At 42.3% G+C, this 15,588-nt stretch carries 12 protein-coding genes; 8 read left to right on the top strand and 4 right to left on the bottom strand.

The window, feature by feature from the left end:
• Position 1: 1 nt before the first annotated feature.
• The 3 genes from ACKTR2_RS04240 (at position 2) to ACKTR2_RS04250 (ending at position 7,187) form a co-directional block, all read left to right on the top strand.
• Positions 2 to 2,794: a type I restriction-modification system subunit M gene (locus ACKTR2_RS04240; RefSeq protein ID WP_407882839.1), complete on the top strand. Its 2,793-nt coding sequence runs from the start codon at positions 2 to 4 to the stop codon at positions 2,792 to 2,794.
• Positions 2,784 to 3,971 carry a restriction endonuclease subunit S gene (locus tag ACKTR2_RS04245; protein WP_407882841.1) on the top strand — a complete coding sequence of 396 codons (1,188 nt, stop codon included), beginning with the start codon at positions 2,784 to 2,786 and terminating at the stop codon, positions 3,969 to 3,971. The genes ACKTR2_RS04240 and ACKTR2_RS04245 overlap by 11 nt, the downstream gene beginning before the upstream one ends.
• A 63-nt stretch (positions 3,972 to 4,034) precedes the next feature.
• A complete protein-coding gene (locus ACKTR2_RS04250; protein ID WP_407882843.1) occupies positions 4,035 to 7,187 on the top strand; it encodes a type I restriction endonuclease subunit R in 3,153 nt (1,050 codons plus the stop codon).
• A 44-nt stretch (positions 7,188 to 7,231) separates the two neighbouring features.
• On the opposite strand, the gene ACKTR2_RS04255 is transcribed toward ACKTR2_RS04250, so the two are convergent.
• Both ACKTR2_RS04255 and ACKTR2_RS04260 read right to left on the bottom strand, forming a co-directional pair.
• Positions 7,232 to 8,149, bottom strand: a complete 918-nt coding sequence (locus ACKTR2_RS04255) for a site-specific integrase (RefSeq protein WP_407882845.1) — start codon at positions 8,147 to 8,149, stop codon at positions 7,232 to 7,234.
• A gap of 58 nt (positions 8,150 to 8,207) precedes the next feature.
• Complete coding sequence (locus ACKTR2_RS04260; RefSeq protein WP_407882847.1) at positions 8,208 to 8,807, bottom strand: restriction endonuclease subunit S; 600 nt, start codon at positions 8,805 to 8,807, stop codon at positions 8,208 to 8,210.
• Between the two features lie 10 nt (positions 8,808 to 8,817).
• Between ACKTR2_RS04260 and ACKTR2_RS04265 the strand changes: the two genes are divergently transcribed.
• Positions 8,818 to 9,282 (top strand): restriction endonuclease subunit S domain-containing protein, encoded by a 465-nt coding sequence (locus tag ACKTR2_RS04265; RefSeq protein WP_407882849.1) that lies wholly within the window; start codon positions 8,818 to 8,820, stop codon positions 9,280 to 9,282.
• Between the two features lie 105 nt (positions 9,283 to 9,387).
• Here the strand turns inward: ACKTR2_RS04265 and ACKTR2_RS04270 are convergent, their stop codons facing one another.
• Positions 9,388 to 10,284, bottom strand: a complete 897-nt coding sequence (locus ACKTR2_RS04270; RefSeq protein ID WP_407882851.1) for an AraC family transcriptional regulator — start codon at positions 10,282 to 10,284, stop codon at positions 9,388 to 9,390.
• Between the two features lie 157 nt (positions 10,285 to 10,441).
• On the opposite strand from ACKTR2_RS04270, the gene ACKTR2_RS04275 reads away from it, so the two are divergent.
• The 4 genes from ACKTR2_RS04275 (at position 10,442) to ACKTR2_RS04290 (ending at position 13,833) form a co-directional block, all read left to right on the top strand.
• Positions 10,442 to 11,764 carry an MFS transporter gene (locus tag ACKTR2_RS04275; protein ID WP_407882853.1) on the top strand — a complete coding sequence of 441 codons (1,323 nt, stop codon included), beginning with the start codon at positions 10,442 to 10,444 and terminating at the stop codon, positions 11,762 to 11,764.
• A 36-nt stretch (positions 11,765 to 11,800) separates the two neighbouring features.
• Positions 11,801 to 12,232, top strand: a complete 432-nt coding sequence (locus ACKTR2_RS04280) for an HIT family protein (RefSeq protein WP_407882855.1) — start codon at positions 11,801 to 11,803, stop codon at positions 12,230 to 12,232.
• Between the two features lie 20 nt (positions 12,233 to 12,252).
• The gene (locus tag ACKTR2_RS04285) at positions 12,253 to 12,993 is read left to right on the top strand and encodes an SDR family oxidoreductase (protein WP_407882857.1); all 741 of its coding nucleotides are present in this window, start codon (positions 12,253 to 12,255) and stop codon (positions 12,991 to 12,993) included.
• 129 nt (positions 12,994 to 13,122) lie between these two features.
• Positions 13,123 to 13,833: an N-acetylmannosamine-6-phosphate 2-epimerase gene (locus tag ACKTR2_RS04290; RefSeq protein WP_407882859.1), complete on the top strand. Its 711-nt coding sequence runs from the start codon at positions 13,123 to 13,125 to the stop codon at positions 13,831 to 13,833.
• Between the two features lie 36 nt (positions 13,834 to 13,869).
• Here the strand turns inward: ACKTR2_RS04290 and ACKTR2_RS04295 are convergent, their stop codons facing one another.
• Entirely contained in the window at positions 13,870 to 15,555 is a 1,686-nt protein-coding gene (locus ACKTR2_RS04295) for a glycoside hydrolase family 43 protein (RefSeq protein ID WP_407882861.1), read from the bottom strand.
• Positions 15,556 to 15,588 lie beyond the last annotated feature (33 nt).

The following is a 15,588-nucleotide window of genomic DNA, read 5'->3' on the forward strand; positions in this document are numbered from 1 at the left end:
AATGGCAATTCAAACCAATCAAGAACTTTATGGCCGATTGTGGAATGGCGCAGAGCAGCTGCGTGGTTCGATGGACGCGTCCAAATACAAAGACTACATGTTAGGGATTATGTTTTATAAATTTCTCAGCGATAAAACATTAGCCTCTTTTTCGTCATATAACCAAGTCCCAAGTGAGCAGGCTTACGATGTATACATGTCGATTTTGGATCACCCTGAAGCCCAACAACAGGTTTTTAAAGGACTCATTGCAGATCTCGGTTATTATGTACAGCCACAAGATTTATATCAAACGTGGATGGTTAAAATCGAACAAAATACATTTGAAGTTGCCAATATTGAAGATGCATTTAATAACTTTCAGCGAAATGTCCAAGGATCGACCAATAAGGATGACTTCGATGGACTCTTTAGTTCGCTGGATGTTTCCAGTCCTGACTTAGGTAGTGATCTTCACAAACGTAATGAGAATCTGCGAGCATTGGTACGATTGTTTGCCGACTTGGATATGAACGAACTTCAGAAAACTGACGTACTTGGGGATGCATATGAGTATTTGGTGGGACAGTTTGGTATGGAAGCCGGTAAGAAAGCTGGCGAATTTTACACTCCACGACAAGTTTCTGAAGTTATGGCGCAAGTTGTGACAAATTCCACTGAAGATATCCATAATATTTATGATCCAACGGTTGGTTCTGGCTCATTGCTGTTAACGGTGGCAAAACATTTAAAACAGGCAAGCCTTGAGACATTAAATTATTTTGGTCAGGAATATAACACCGCGACATATAACTTGACCCGAATGAATTTGCTGCTACATGGGGTTCAACCGGATCATATGACGGTGCGAAATGCGGACACGTTGAAGGAAGATTGGCCTGAAGACCCTCGTAACCCTCAGCAAAGTCGACAGTTCGACGCCGTTGTCATGAATCCACCCTATTCTTACAATTGGAGTAAAGGTGATAACAGCGCGTATGCCATGGCGACCTTAACCGATCCTCGATATCAGGATTATGGCGCGTTGGCGCCTAAAACCAAGGCTGATTTTGCCTTCTTACTACATGGTTTATATCACTTGGACCAGGATGGTGCGATGGCAATCGTCTTGCCACATGGTGTTCTTTTTCGAGGTGGTGACGAGGGCACGATTCGACAAAACCTCCTCAAGAAAAATCAGATTGATGCCATCATTGGTATGCCAGCTAATTTATTCACGAACACGGGAATTCCAGTCATTGTAATGGTTTTAAAAAAGAACCGGACAGATCGACAGCTGAATGATGTTTTGGTTATCGATGCCTCAGATGGATTTATTAAGGACGGTAAACAAAATCGACTACGTGAACGTGATATCGCTAAAATTGTTGACGTTGTGCGGAATCGTCAAGAAGTCGCAGGATTTAGCCATTTAGCAACGTTAAAGGAAATCGAACATAATGACTTTAATTTAAATATTCCGCGTTATGTCGAAAAAATTGAAGCAGAAGATGTTCAAGATGTCGATGCACATCTACATGGCGGCATTCCTGAATATGCGTTAGAACAATTGACGGTCTTGAATACGCTAGCTAAAGATGAATTAATGGGTAGCTTCAAGACAATCCGACCAGGTTATTTGGAAGCAATTCTTGATAAAGATGAATTGCGAACGAAGATTTATCAAGCGCCCGCTGTGTTAGCTAAAAAACAAAACTACAGTGAACTTGTGCAAGAATTTGCTGATGAATGGTTTTCTAAGTTAGTTGAAGTGAACGCTGATGCCGATTTAGAACAGGTGAAGCGGGAAATGACTGAAGATGCACAGCATCGGCTAGGATTGCCCGGCATTGTGGATGTCTACGATGCGTATCAAGTCGTTGCGGATCTGTGGACTGAAAACCTAACGCAAGATGTGGAATTGATTGCGAAATTTGGTCTGTTAACAACCGGTCGGGCGCTACGACAGCTTTATAAGACGAGTAAGAGTAACGGTCGTACGGTGACGAAAGAGGCTGGTCAGGAAGGACAACTTCTACCAATTGATTTAGTCACAAGCGTTTTGTTTGAAGATCGAGAAAAAGAGCTAGAACAGCTTCAAGACAAAATATCTGATTTAGACGAGCAATTTAATGAGCTGATTGAAGAGGCCGCCAGCGATGAAGATCTTGAAGACTATGTAGATAATGGCAAATTATTGCTTACAGAGGCTAAAAATGATCTGGATGAACTAGCTAAGGACGCAGAAACACCAGAAATCATTATCTTGCGAGAATATACGGATCAGAAGAAGAAAGAAAAGCTGGCGACAATTGCAGATCATCCAAATGCCTTCAAAGTCTTTCAACCCACTGATTGGGATAAAAATCATGAAACGGTCAAAAAATCAGCTGTCTTGAATGAAATCAGTAGTCTGCAGCAGGATGCACTGTTAAATTCGACTGATGGGGATGATCCCGTTGGCACATTTTTAGCGAAGGTTCTTGATCTTGATGCTCAGCGTAAAGAAATTAATGAACAACAAAAGCAAGCAGCAGCAAGCCTTTCAGCAGCGGTGTTGGCACATTTCACTAATCTTGATAAAGATGAAATTTTGACTGTCTTGCGGCAGAAATGGTTCGGTTCGTTTACTCATGATGTCACTAAATTATTAGATCATGCGTTGGATAGAGATCTGGACACCGTATCGTCGTTAATTGAGCGATATCATGACACACTAGCTGATATTCAACGTGAAAAAGCTGAAATTGAATCTTCTTTCAATGAAATGTTAGCTCAACTAGTGAAGACAGAGGATTTTGGCGATGATGAATAAAAAAAGTAACAAACCCTATCTACGCTTCCCTGGATTCACTGACGCTTGGGAAAAGCGTAAGTTGGGAGAAATAACTCAAGTAATAATGGGAGTATCCCCAAGTTCAAAGAATTATTCATTAGACTTGTCAGATCCGATCTTAGTTCAAGGAAACGCAGACATGATTGATGGGCAGGTTGTTCCAAGAATTCATACTAAACAAATAACGAAAACTGCGAAAAAAGGAAGCTTAATTCTTAGTGTTCGGGCGCCAGTTGGAGAAGTTGGAAAGACTGAGTTCGATGTTGTTCTAGGTCGTGGTGTGGCAGGAATTTCAGGTAACGAATTTTTGTTTCAGTATTTAAATAATATTCATTCATCTGGGTATTGGAAGGTTTTAAGTTCTGGGTCAACATTTGATTCCGTCACTACCACGCAGGTGTTAAATCTTTTGGTCTATATTCCAACGAAGCGTGAGCAACAACAAATCGGCACCTTCTTCCAAAAATTAGATTCCCTCATCGCAGCAAATCAGCGTGAGTATAAGAAATTAACAGATTTGAAAAATGCATATTTGCATAAAATGTTTCCAGCCGATGGAAAAGATGTTCCAGAGCTACGTTTTCCTGGATTTACTGACGCTTGGGAAAAGCGTAAGTTGGGAGAAATGACGAAATTAGTTAGTGGGTATTCATTCAAAAGCAGTAACTTTGGTATCGGATCTTTTCCAGTCATTCGAATAACGAATATTTTGGAGAATGGAAGTGTTGGAGGAACCTTTGTCACTTACGAAAAAAAAGAATTGGCTGATAAATATATTGCAAAATCAGGACAACTAGTTATTGCCATGTCGGGTGCCACTACGGGAAAAATTGGGCAAGTATCTGCTACAGCACTAGTTAATCAACGTGTCGGGTTGTTTGCAGAGCTAGCTATTAATGTTCGCCTATTGAAGGTGTTTTTAGCGAGTTCCTCGTTCAAGAAATACATTGGGAATCTTTGGGGTGCTGGGGCACAACCCAATGTTAGCGTGAAGCAAATCAATTCATATGAAATATCAATTCCAGCCACAAATAATGAGCAACAACAAATTGGCATCTTCTTCCAAAAACTAGATTCCCTCATCGCAGCAAATCAGCGTGAAGGGAAGAAATTGGAAGAATTGAAGCAATCGCTACTGAAAGAGATGTTTGTTTGACGAATAAAATACAATTTTACGAATAAATAATGAATAAATATACAATAATGGGAGGTGGCATGCTTGTTAAGCGATAAAAGCTTATCAGAACGTCGGTTTCAAGATGGAACAGTTCGTGCATTGGCTGGCTATGGCACAAAATCGTGGACTGCTTCGCCTGAGCTAGACGGTACTAAGCGAAAAGTAACCTATGACACCCTACTTCAGAATTGGCGAACAATTTTAAATCGAATCAACGCCATTGAATTAGAACAAGTCGATCTGACTGACCAAGAATTTGATCAAGTGATGGGTAAAGTCAATGGAATCAGTAATTCTTATGAGGCAGCCAAAATATTATCCGCCGAGAATTCAACTGGGAAAATTGACGGCATTATCCGTGATGCGCCGGGTGTAACGAAAAAGCGGATTACCTTACAGATTTTTAAAAAGGCCGAAGTGAATGGTGGCGACACCAGTTATCAGATTGCTCGAGAAGTTGTGTCAAAATCTGGTCAAAACCGTTTTGATTTAATCTTGCTAATAAATGGGCTGCCATTAATAAATATTGAACAGAAACGAGTTGATCACAGCACTGACGAGGCTTTTGGTCAATTTCGTCGCTATTATCAAGATGGCGAATACACGCATAACTTTTTCGCCTTTTCACAAATGATGGTTATTATGAGTGACATTGATACACGGTATTTCGCAACGCCAAAGAGTTTAGAGGCCTTTAACCCAGCCTTTCAATTCCATTGGGCGGATATTCATAATAATCCGTTAAACCGGATGGAAGACATTACTAAAACCTTGTTAAGTATCCCCATGGCACACCAAATGGTTGGCGATTATCTAGTTCTTGATGTGGAGCATGAAATTCATATGCTAATGCGTCCATACCAGGTGGAAGCTTTGCGAGCCATTGAATTTGCGGCAAACGGGATTGATAACAAGGAACATCAGCCTCACGGTGGTTACGTATGGCATACAACTGGGTCTGGTAAGACGATTACTTCGTTTAAAGCAGCGACATCATTGGCTAAATATTTTGACAAAGTGATCTTTTTGCTAGACCGAAAAGATTTGGATCAGCAAACGAGCGCTAATTTTAAGGCGTATTCGCAATATGAGAGTATTGAGGTAGATGATTCTCCTTATACAGATTCATTGCGACAAGCTTTGCAAAGTGGTGGTAAAGGAATTGTGGTGGCAACCACTTTCAAGTTAAATAATGTGATCAATGATTTACTCAATAATGGCGATGCAAAGGACATTTTGGGCAAGCACATGGCCATCATTATTGATGAGGCTCATCGTACAACCATGGGAACAATGATGTTAACCATCAAAAGTGCGCTGAAAAACACATTGTTCTACGGCTTTACAGGAACGCCGCTGTTTGATGAAAGTGATGTTAGTGGTGTCATTAATGAAAAATCCGAGCGAATTCGGACGACAGAGCAGATGTTCGGGCCGGAGTTACATCGCTATACGATTGATCAAGCTATCAAAGACCGCAATGTTTTGGGATTCCATGTGGATTACATTGATACCGGTGAAGTGGGCAGCTATGAGAAATTGTCTGAACGCTGGGTTGAGCAAAAGATGCATGAGTTGCCTGATCCTGATGAAGATGATTTAAGGCGACAAGCCAGAGAATATGAGGGTAATCATAGTAAGGACACTGATGGCATTGAAGATGGTCGGATGCGATTAGAAGAAGTTCTTCATTATGATGATGAATCCCATATTCCTGTTGTAGTCGAGCGGATTTTAAAGAATTGGGAAAAGCATTCTACGGGAATTGTTCAAAATCAGCGAGTTCCGTATAAGTTTAATGCGATTTTGACAGTTGCTCGTAAATCTCGCGTGATTGCGTATTATGAAGAATTTAAACGTCAACTAGCCGATCATCCTGAAATCCACCTAAATATTTCTGCCACTTTTTCTGAGGATAATGAGAATACTGATAGTGGGGCAAATGATAAGGCTCAACTCGCTCGTTTATTTTACGACTGGCATGCGATGGGGCATCCACAATACTCAGTCGATGGTAAGAAGGAAAATGGTGAATCGGGCTTCTTTGCGGACATAACGAGTGTCTTCAAAAGAGGTGGGCATGCGCTGGATGAAAAGAATATTGATTTGATGATCGTTGCGGATCGTTTGTTAACAGGTTACGATTCAAAACTATTGAATACGTTATATGTAGATCGTCAACTTCAACTTCAAGGCTTAATCCAGGCCTATTCACGAACGAATCGGGTTTATGGCTCAGATAAAGAATTTGGTACGATCATCAATTACTATTACCCGGCTACGAGTCGTTATGAACTAAGCAAAGCGCTTCATCTCTATGGTGCTGGTGGATCTAGTACGGGAGTTGTTGTAGCTCCATATCCTTTAGCAGTCCAAGGATTAGAACCACTATATGCCGCATTACAGGCCGCTTTGTCTGACCCAACGAGATGGCCGGAGTTAGTTGGCGATGAAGAAGCGATAGCGTCATTTCTTAGTAACTATCGTCAAGTCTCGAAATATTTAAATTTATTATCCCAATATTATGAATTCGATTGGAATGGCACTGGTGATCGACAGCTTGCACTAACAGAGGACGAGTGGCTACAGTATCAGGGTGCCTATCGTGCTTTACGCCCGCAAACTGAGGCGAGTGATGATCCAGAAGAAGTTGAATTGGGTGCTGTTAAACTGATTGATACGCAAGATGTCACTTTTGAAGAAATTATTCGATTAATTGGACAAGTTGTTAATGGTCAAGAAGGCGGTAGTGATTCAAACGAAGAAAACTTGCGATTGATTAATGATGGCATTTTGAAGTTACGCACGTACGGTGATAATGACAACGCTACGCTATTACAACAGTTTATGAATGAAGTGGTAGATCCAGGAACATTGAACAATGACGATGCAATTGAGGATAAATTTCATGAGTTTGCTGTTCAAAAAGGACTAACGGCGTTAAAAAAGTTTGCATATGAATGGGCAATTGATTGGCAAATTCTGTTAAAGGTTTATCAAAACTATCAACCAGACGCAGAGACGATTGATTATTTAGATGAGTTGCGTGAATCGGGAAATTATCAGGAATCGGAGTGGTACAAGATCCCAGAAAACCAAGCAGGATTTTTGCCGGCTGGTAATTATAAGACGGATCTAGGAACTGCTGTTCGACAGTGGTTACCAAAGATGCAAGCAATGTACGGTGAATTATAAGGATTAAAAAGATGCCAGCGCTGAAAAAATCGCTGGCATCTTTTTTATAAAGAACTTAGATAACGCATAATTTTGTCATTGTCGACATTTTCTAGTTCTTGAATGACATGAAGATATACTTTCTGAGTTGTGGTCATATTGGCGTGACCTAAACGTCGGGATACTGAGGCGAGGGAAACACCCGCATATAGCAATAGTGAAGCATGGGTATGACGGAGCGCATGAACTGAAATGGCTGGTACACCAGCCATCATGCATTTCCGGCGAAGAAAGTCATTAACGGTCGCGTTGAAAATTGGTTTATCTGTTGAAGCGAAGATTGGCTGGTCAGACGGTAGATCTTGAGTAAGTCGAGAAAACATTGTCAGTGTTTGCCAGTCAATGGAAACTTTACGAACAGAACTACGATTTTTCGTTGGTGCGAAACCACCTGTGCGGCTCTTATAGTTCCAAGTTTTATTAATAGTGAGCATTTGACGTTTAAAATCAAAATCTTTGGGCGTTACTGCTAGCGCTTCGGAAAATCTGATCCCAGTTTTGGCAATTAAGGCAATGAGATAGTTATTATCAGCTTCACCGGTGAAAAACAAAGTATCCATTAAACGACCGAATTCCTTTTGATTTAAGAACTTAGGCTTGTGGCTGCGCTGAACAGTACCCTTGATGACGACCTTTCTGGTGGGATCGCGTTTGATTAAGCCATCGTCTAGTGCATCCATCAATGAGGCTTTTAAGTGATGATGGAAATCAGTCGTTGTCACTCGTTCGTGCGTTTCTGCGTATGTATTCAGTAGCTGTTGATAAGAAAGCCGGGTTAATTCATCTAAGCGAAGATCCGGAACTAAAGTCACCAGATTTTGATAACACATTTTGTACTTATCGTAGGTAACTGGCCGAACAGCGCCAGCCTTGTAAAGTCTGATCCATTGCAAATAGTATTCGTGAAATTTTGGTGATGTCATAGATTCTCTCCCGTTGATTTTTTAGATGGTGCTATGGCTTAAAATACGCAATTTTTCGTCATAAAGATAGAAAAATTACTAATTTACGCTGATTTGCTGCGATGAGGGAATCTAGTTTTTGGAAGAAGGTGCCGATTTGTTGTTGCTCATCTAAAGATGGAACCAATACCGCATATTTTAAGAAGTGACGATCGTCTAATTTATTCGAAGAATTTGCCGACGATTTAATTGATTTGGAAAAAATTGGCGCCATTACCCAATCTAACTGAATGGCATATTTCCAATAAAACAAATTCATTTTGGCTATAGGCCTGTACACAGGAAATAACTCGGATACAACACCGTCTCCAATATCATTTAAAACGAATCTTCCAAATTCAAAATCTGCATTAGGGTGACCTTCAAAGGCGATATCTCCTTTTCTCATGACATAAGTTCTAGTATCTAGGTTATTAGATGTAACCCTATCTGCAGTTTGAAAATACATTTTTGCAACAGAAATCCATCTAGAACGACCAAACTGGCCATTGTTTCGTTCATTAACCCTTTCAAACAATTCTGAAAACTTACGCTTTTCCCATGCGTTCGTTTTCAATCTGCTCACTTGGGAAAAGCGTAAGTTTGATGAAATTGTCACCAGAAAGTCTGAAGTCTCCAATAGTTATTCCTTGCCGAATTTAGAATATGAAGATATTAATTCAGGATCAGGCACTCTAAATAAAGACATTACAAAGAAGCACGATGTCCGCCGAGGAATAAAATTCGAGGCTAACGATGTTGTTTTTGGAAAACTGCGTCCATATCTAAAGAATTGGTTGCTAGCTGACTTTTCAGGTGTCGCTCTCGGTGACTTTTGGGTTATGAAGCCGACAAGCATTGCAACAGCTGCATTCGTCTACTGCATTCTTCAGACAGAAAGCTTTTTTAAATCTAGTAACCACTCGGTCGGAACAAAAATGCCAAGATCTGACTGGCATACGGTTGCGAAATCAGAGTATTTTGTGCCCGTTTTGTCAGAACAAAAGTTGATTTCCAACTTCTTCCAAAAGTTAGATTCCCTCATCGCAGCAAATCAGCGTAAATTCAAAAATAAAGGGCCTCCAATAAAAAACTTTCATCTAAAACTAAGGTGAAGGGCCGATCTTTATGGAAGATGATCGTTTAGTGTAATAAAAGCACTCGCAATTTTTTTGCGAGTGCTTTGGCAATGGGATTAAATTTTCGTGGCTTTGATTTTCCTAATCCATCGAGTACCTCCCCGTCTGTCTCACAGCGGGTTCGTTCTGCTGGTTAAATGATTGAACGAGGGTGATGTTTTGTTCGTGCTCGGCACGGCTGGTTTTGCGATAGGTTAGGGGGGCTTGGCCGACGAGTCTGGTGAAGAGCTTGGTGAGGTAGTTGGGGTCAAGACCGACCTTAATGCCGATTGTGTTGACGGAGAGGTCAGTATACTCTAGGTAGTTTTGGGCATGTTTGATGCGGATGCGTTGTAGTAGATTTGCCGGGGTTAGGCCAGTATGTTGCTTACAAATGCGAATTAAATAATTTTTGCTGTAGTTGAAGTGTTTGGCTAAACTTTCTAAAGTTAAGGGTTCGTCATAGTGTTGTTGCAAATATAATTGCAGCGGAAAGGTCGCATTGGGGTCGGTAGCGGCCGAAAAATCATTAGGTAAGTCGGTCATGTGGGGTGTCGTGGCAAAGATGGTTTTGAGTAATAGTTGCTTGAAGTCGACATCGAGTTGAAGTGCTGAATATGCGTGAGTCCCCAACTCGGTCGGCACGCCTTCATTTAGCAAGTGGCGAAAGCTTTCGATGGCGAGAACAGGAAAAATTTCTTGGTTGCTTGCTGTTGTAATGAGCTGTTGAACATCTTCACTTAATTCAAATTTAATGTCGATAATCACTGTGTCGTGTTCAAAATGAAAACTGTGCGGGGTGTGCGGCTGGATGAGGACCAGTTGGTTAGCAAAAACGGTGAGTTGATGGTGATTAATTTCAATATACTCTTGGCCATTGAGCACAATTTGGGCTTGAGCAAACATATGTTGATGCTCTTCGACCACTTCATGACGGTGATAAAGCCGACCACTCATCCATAAGACTTTGATTTGTGGGTCACGAACTGCTAGTTGCATGAGAGGGATTCTCCATTTTGTGTGATATTTTCCAGAAAATGAGCTGGTTACGGCCAAATGTAAACGCTTTATTCAAGCTATACTATCGTCAGAAAGATGGATATCTGGATGGTTACTTTGTAAGGAAATCACAAACACAGGTGAGGACGTGGCTTCAATGACAGATGCAAAGCATAGCGCACTATCAAAGGTCTCTTGGCACATTTTGCCGTATCTATTCGTTATTTATTTTATCGCTTTTTTGGATCGTAGTAGTATCACTTATGCCTCGATTGGTGGCATGGATAAAGAATTAGGTTTAACCGCGACGACATACGGCTTCATTGCCGGAATTTTCTTTATCGGTTATTTCCTGTTCGGTATTCCGGGCAACATGATGCTGGAACGCATCGGAGCTCGCCGCTGGATGGCATTTATCCTCGTGTTCTGGGGCACGGTGACTTTGATCACTGGTTTTGTTAGTTCAGTATCAATGCTAGTTGTTTTACGATTCCTGCTTGGGGTGTCTGAAGCAGGATTATTCCCAGGGATGACATTGTACATTACGTACTGGATTCGCAGTAAAGACCGGGCACGAGCCATTGCCGCATTCATGATCGCACCGCCCGTTGCCAACTCGATCGGAGCGCCCATTGCAACATGGATTATCACGAGTGTCCACATGGAACTTGACTTAGCTGGTTGGCGTTGGTTGTTTATCATCATTGGGATTCCAGCCGTTTTGATGGGAATTTATACCATTTTCTTCCTAGCCGATGGTCCAGCAAAGGCTCGTTGGCTCAATTCAGACGAGAAGAACTGGCTCATCAAAGCCTTAGCTGATGACGCTGAACAGCAGAAAGAAAACAAAGTTGTCAATGCGCCATTTATTGATGCGTTCAAAGACGCCAAGATTTGGAAAATGACCGGGGTTAATTTCTTCTATTGTATCGGACTATACGGTATTACATTTTGGATGCCACAAATGGTTAAGTCCTTGTCGAACAATATCACAACGATGCAGGTCGGCTTAATCAGTGCCATTCCGTATTTGTTAGGAGCGATCGCCTTAGTCGTTAACAGTCGTTGGTCAGACAGTTCTGGTGAGCGAATTTGGCATACGGCCGGTGGAGCTATTCTCGGTGGTATCGGTTTTATCGGCGCGGCTTTAACAACTGGCATTCCTGTTTTGTCAGTCGGCTTTATCTGCCTTTCAGCGATTGGTGTCTATGCTTACTCTGGACCATACTGGGCGATCACGACCACCGTTGACCCGCGAATTGCGGCGGTTGGCTTAGGGATCGTTAACGCTGTAGGTAACTTCGGTGGTTTCTTTGGGCCATACGCGATTGGCTGGTTGAAGTCAGCCACTGGCAGTACCGAAGTTGGCATGTACTTTTTAGCGGCCACCTTGATTATCACCGGTCTAATTGTCATCAGTTTGCATGAACACAAGCCGGTGGTGAAACAACCAGATACGACGATGCCTAAAGAGGCTTAACTTGGTTAACTAATTATCTTAAAGGAGATCTTGACCATGGTAGAACGGTATCAACCAGATTGTTTATATTGCGCACACACGGAAAAACTAGCTGCAAACTATATTGAAATTGAACCATTGCATGTAGCCACGGTTTATCTGAGCCGCGATCAAACCCATCCCGGTCGCGTGGCGGTTGTTTTGAATTGGCACGTGGATGAACCATTCCAGTTGTCGGAAGTTGAACGACATGAATTTTATGATGACGTGGCTCATGCAGCTGAAGCGGTTGAAAAAGCATTTAACCCAGGGAAAATTAACTACGGTACTTATGGCGATACCGTTTCTCACTTGCATGTTCACGTGGTACCAAAGAAGCCAGGTGAAGCAGATTGGAACGACTCATTTGTCAACAATCCAGCTGATCCTAAGTATTTATCAGACGCTGAATATCAAGATATTGTTGAAAAAATCAAAGCTAATCTTTAAATTATAGGAGGTCATCTATCATGACAGTAGCAGGAAAAGTTGTTGTAATCGCTGGGGCTTCATCAGGAATTGGCGCTGCCACGGCAAAAAAGTTAGCTGAACACGGGGCCAAGTTATTTATCGGGGCTCGACGTGAAGATTTACTGAAGCAACAAGTTGCCGGCATTGAAGGCGCCGGTGGAGTAGCTGCCTACAAGACAGTTGATGTTACAGATAAACAATCGGTTCAAGAATTCGTCGATGCAGCCCACGAAAAGTATGGCAAGATTGACGTGATGTATAACAATGCTGGAGTGATGCCGAACTCAGCCTTGCGTGACTTGCGCGTAAATGACTGGGAACAAGCTTTCCAGATTAACGTGATGGGCGTTCTGTATGGAATCGCTGCAGCATTACCGATTATGCGTGAACAAGGATTCGGTCACTTTATTGCAACCGACTCAAACGCTGGCCATGTGATTAATCCAAACGCCGCCATTTACTCCGGAACTAAGTTTGCGTTACGGGCAATCATGGATGCTTTGCGTCAAGAGGAAGGTCCGAACATGATTCGCTCCACGATCGTATCACCAGGCAACGTCAATACGTCACTATGGAAGACGGTTGGCGATCCTGAATTGCAAAAGAAGGCTCGTGCTCGTGAAGAAGCGATCGGCTTGAGTCCGGATGACCTAGCCAATGCAGTTCTTTACGCAATTGATCAACCAGAAAATGTCGGCATCGACGAAATTCTCTTGCGGCCAACAGTTCAAGAAAACTAATTATCGTGTTAAAAAAGTGTTCCCTGTAGTAAGTGCAGGGAACACTTTTTTACATAGGGCCAACTTGTGAACAGGGTTAGTTCACGTTATGCTTAATGTAAGCGATTACTTAAGCTGAGGAGTGATGAAATGCAAGCAGATTTTTTAAAGCAGATCAAAGGTAAACTGATTATTTCTTGTCAGGCATTATCAGACGAGCCATTACACAGTTCGTTTATCATGAGTCGAATGGCAAAAGCAGCGGCGATGGCTGGTGCCAGTGCAATCCGAGCCAATTCAATCGTCGATTTACAGGCGATTCAAGATGTCGTTGATTTGCCGTTGATCGGCTTGGACAAAGTTGATTATCCAGATTCGCCAGTTTATATCACGCCGACACTTAAGGAAATGCGGGCAGTGGCGGCCACCGGCGTTGCTGCCGTCGCTTGTCAGGTGACAGGACAGTCGCGGCCACATGACGAACATTTAGCCGACATTGTGGCAGCTATGCACGCTGAATACCCCAATACGCTGCTAATGGCTGATACCGCCACTGTCAGCGATGTTATTGCCGCCGATCAACTTGGCTTTGACCTTATTGGTACGACGATGCATGGCTATACGTCGGCTACCCAAGGACAAAATATTGCCGATAATAATTTTGCTTACCTAAAGGATGTGCTAAAGACTGCCCAGGCGCCAGTAATTGCAGAAGGGAAAATTGATACACCGGCAAAAGTAACTAAAGCGCTTGAATTGGGCTGCTATAGCGTGGTTGTGGGGTCGATTATCACACGCCCCCAGTTGATCGCGGTACCGTTTGTGGAGGCGACGGCAGCGGTCGAAAAAAGGGATGAATGATTTTAATATCATTCATCTCTTTATAGCAATCAATTATTATGAATTAGTTGGCTTGTCGAACGTAAAACTGCCATCCGCAGTGATTTCATCACCAAGCTCAAGGTAATCAAATGATTCAAATTCAGCCGTAGATTGATAGCCAGAATAATCGACGGCTGCCAAACCAACAAAAGCACCGGTAAAGAAACCACCATACTCTTGCACAACATAATCATCAGAAAGAACGGCAGCATCTAACTGAACCCCAGTTTCGTTCCAATCCGATCCATCGAACGAATATAGATAAGTGTAAGATTGTTTTCGTACTTCTGTCTTGAACCAAACATACTCTGTACCATCGGGAATAATTGGTGCCTGGTCCTTGAGGTAAGAAGTATACATACCATTACGCAGCCCGCCTTTGTTTTCAGCAACTTCTACGACTCGCTTTCCATCATCATTTTTCGTAATAAAGATCCATGACCAATTGGAATGGTTATAGTAATTAGTTAAACCAGCCATCGATTGATAGGAATAAGGGTCGAATTTGACCTTTGTTTCAGCGTCGAAGTAGAATGCCTGCCAGCGCCGTGCGATTAAGGATAAATCAAAAGGATTTGCAAGTGATCCTCGGCCGATAAGTTCTAATTTGCCATGTCCGGCTCTTCCCATGTGTTGACTGAAAGGCACTCGCAAAGTATTCCAATTAATATCAAGCATGCTGTTTTCAAATTCATCGTGTTGCGAGTGTGTTTTAGGAGCGACGGTTTCAATGGCATCTTTTGGCGCGTCAACGAGGGTTTGACCACCGTGTCCTCCGACAATTCTTGGCCAACCTTCTTGGTCCCAGGTTACTTTTTGGATAGATGTTTCTCGACCAAGTGTCGACCAGCCACGTGGATCAGTCGACGATTCGTTTTGATGATGCCATGGGCGAGCTGATAATGAGGCATAATAATACTCGCCGCCAGGGGTCGTGACTAACGCGCCATGACCTTGCTTTTGTAAGTAGGTCTTTGGCGTATCAAAATTAGTGATAAAGGGTGCATCAGGTTCAGGTTCAAATGAAAGTTCACCAAGCGATTTTGATCGGGCGACGACCTCTTGGTGTGTGAAAATTGTGCCACCTTCAGCCGCGAATAGATAATAATAACCATTGATTTGATAAAGGTGAGGGCCCTCAACTAATTTGACTTCATCGCCATTCCAGATTGTTGTGGCAGTTTCGGGTTTGAGTTGCATAGTTGCCACATCGAACTCTGTTAAGGTGATCCCATTAAACGGGTGATGGTATTCACGATGATCCCACGTTTGTTGGACTAAGTATTTGCGTCCATTTTGATCGTGGAAAAGGCTGGCGTCAAAACCGACGCCGTTAACGGTGATGGGGTCAGACCAAGGTCCTTCGATTGTCGGAGCCGTCGTTAAGTAATTGGTCATATCCTTAAAAGCACCATCGGTAATTTTAACGTCGGTAAAAATTAACCAGAATTTACCATCGGCATAGGATAGATCTGGCGCCCAAATGCCGCCAGAAGACGGATTGCCTTTCATATCTAAAAGCGTTGTCGTATCTAAAACATTTTTTACTAGGTTCCAATGAATCAAATCTTTTGAAGCATGAATACGCACACCAGGGAACCATTCAAAAGTGGAAGTTGCTAGATAATAGGTGTCGTTAACCCGAATAAACGAAGGATCTGAATTAAAACCAGGTAAAACAGGATTCTTAATTTGTGACATGATCTTATTTCCTTTCACTGATTCGTAGCAAGC

The sequence above is a fragment of the Furfurilactobacillus curtus genome (genome assembly GCF_045862785.1).
Lineage (GTDB): Bacteria > Bacillota > Bacilli > Lactobacillales > Lactobacillaceae > Furfurilactobacillus > Furfurilactobacillus curtus.